Origin of the sequence: Acinetobacter sp. WCHAc060006 (genome assembly GCF_004209135.1) — a bacterium.
In the GTDB taxonomy this organism is placed as follows: domain Bacteria; phylum Pseudomonadota; class Gammaproteobacteria; order Pseudomonadales; family Moraxellaceae; genus Acinetobacter; species Acinetobacter cumulans.
On sequence record NZ_SGSS01000071.1, the window covers coordinates 1 to 1,955 of the forward strand.

2 protein-coding genes are annotated in these 1,955 nt (G+C 44.0%); both read right to left on the reverse strand.

What is annotated here, in order from left to right:
- Window positions 1-74: 74 nt before the first annotated feature.
- Window positions 75-848, reverse strand: a complete 774-nt coding sequence (istB, locus tag EXE29_RS17145; RefSeq protein ID WP_001053379.1) for an IS21-like element ISAba8 family helper ATPase IstB — start codon at window positions 846-848, stop codon at window positions 75-77.
- Window positions 848-1,867 carry an IS21-like element ISAba8 family transposase gene (gene istA, locus EXE29_RS17150; RefSeq protein WP_120365117.1) on the reverse strand — a complete coding sequence of 340 codons (1,020 nt, stop codon included), beginning with the start codon at window positions 1,865-1,867 and terminating at the stop codon, window positions 848-850. The genes istB and istA overlap by 1 nt, the downstream gene beginning before the upstream one ends.
- Window positions 1,868-1,955 lie beyond the last annotated feature (88 nt).

Below are 1,955 nucleotides of genomic sequence, written 5' to 3' on the forward strand. Positions count from 1 at the left end.
TGTCAACGGCATTCTAAAATTGACCCCTTTTACCTTTCAAATGGCAAAGTAAAATTGACCCCTTTGATCTCGTATTAAGTTTCAACCTGGGGCTGAATCCCAATTCTTTTTTTATCCTTCAAACGATAACTCTCACCCGATATCTGTACCACATGACAGTGATGCAATAACCGATCTAACATCGCAGCGGTCAACGTGACATCATCTGCAAAGGATTTGGACCACTGGCTAAAGGGTAAGTTACTCGTCAATATCGTACTGCCTTTTTCATAACGCTTGGCAATCACGTTAAAGAACAGATTCGCTTCTTCACGTCCAAACGGTAAATAACCAATTTCATCGATAATCAGTAACTTTGGTCCCAGTACCGCACGTTGCATATAGGTTTTCAGTTTACCTTGCTGATAGGCTGTACTCAGTTGCAGCATGAGATCGGCGGCGGTAATGAACTTGATCTTAATGTTGTTCATGATGGCCTTATAGCCTAATGCCATAGATAAGTGCGTTTTTCCTACTCCGCTAGCCCCGAGAAACACCACATTTTCTGCTCTAGCAATAAAGCTCAGATTGAACAGTTCAATCACCTGTGATTTAGGGGCCCCTAGGGCATAATTAAAATCATAGTCTTCCAGGGTTTTGACTTGAGGCAGGCCTGAGAGTTTCATCAGTACCTGCTGACTGCGCTGTTGCCTGGCAGCATATTCATGCGTCAAGATCGCTTCAACAAAGTCGGCATAACTTCCATCTTGACCTAATGTTTGTTGTGCATGATGTGACCATTGTGATGCGATGGCAGGCAGATTGAGCTTTTGGCAAAGTTGCTCTATACGGTCGTATTGCAGATTCATCAGGAAACTCCCAGCAACTGGTCATATACCGATAAGGGATGCTGCAAACTCTCGTAGGGCATGACATGCTGTGCTGCTGCAACAGGTACAGTGCCAGAACCCGTATCTGATTGCGGTAATGGCGTAAATTTTTGCTGCTCCTGTTGCAGTCGAACAGTCGGTTTTTCTTGCGTGGTGGCATGAATCCGCTGATTGGCGGTTTCATGCAGCCACCGGCCAATGTGGGCATTGGCGACATCAACATCTAACAGTAAACCCGAAGTCTTCAGGCTTGCTTTCAATGGCACAATAAAGCTTGATTTGAGGTATCCATTAAAGCGTTCAACTTTGCCTTTGGTCTGTGCACGGTAGGGCTTACATACGCGAGGACGAAAGCTGTATTTCTTGGCGCAGTCGAGCAGTTTGGGATTCCATTTATGCTGCCCCTCCTGATAGGCATCCCGTTCAATCATGATCGTTTTAGCGTTATCAAACAGTATTTCCTGAGGTACTCCTGCAAAGAACTGAAATGCATTTTCTAGACCATCGATCCATGCATCGGTACGTTCATGATCATAAAATTTCACGAAAGTCGCTCTGGAATACCCTAATGTTGCGACAAAAGCTTTTAAAGTCGTGTTGTTACGTCGAATCGTGGTGAAATCCACTTGCATTTGTTGGCCAGGTTGGGTTTCAAAACGAATGATCGGTTCCGGTTGAGCAACTGGTTTTAATGTTGCAAGATATTCCCTCAAGATCCTGATCTTTCCTGGATATCCCAACCTTAAAATTTCCTGGTAGAGCACGACAGCAGGAATCCATTCAGGATGAGCTGCGTTTACACGTTGGAGTAAATAGGGTTTATATGGGTCAAGGATACTTATTCTAGGCTGTATACGCTGATACTGAGGTGTGGTGTTTTGCCGTAAATATTTACGTACGGTATTTCTGGATACCCCCAGTTCACGACTAATGGCTTTAATAGATTTACCTTGTTGATGAAGTATTTGGATTGTCACTGCTTGCTCCAAAGTTAACATGTTGAGCAGTCCAAAATGACCGCTATATTAACCAAGGGGGTCAGTTTTTAAATGCCATTAGGGGGTCATTTTTACACTGCCGCTAACA

Excerpts from the sequence above, each read along its gene's own strand:
- istB (WP_001053379.1), bottom strand. The coding sequence starts at position 848 with ATGAATCTGCAATACGACCGTATAGAGCAACTTTGCCAAAAGCTCAAT.
- istA (WP_120365117.1), bottom strand. The coding sequence starts at position 1,867 with ATGTTAACTTTGGAGCAAGCAGTGACAATCCAAATACTTCATCAACAA.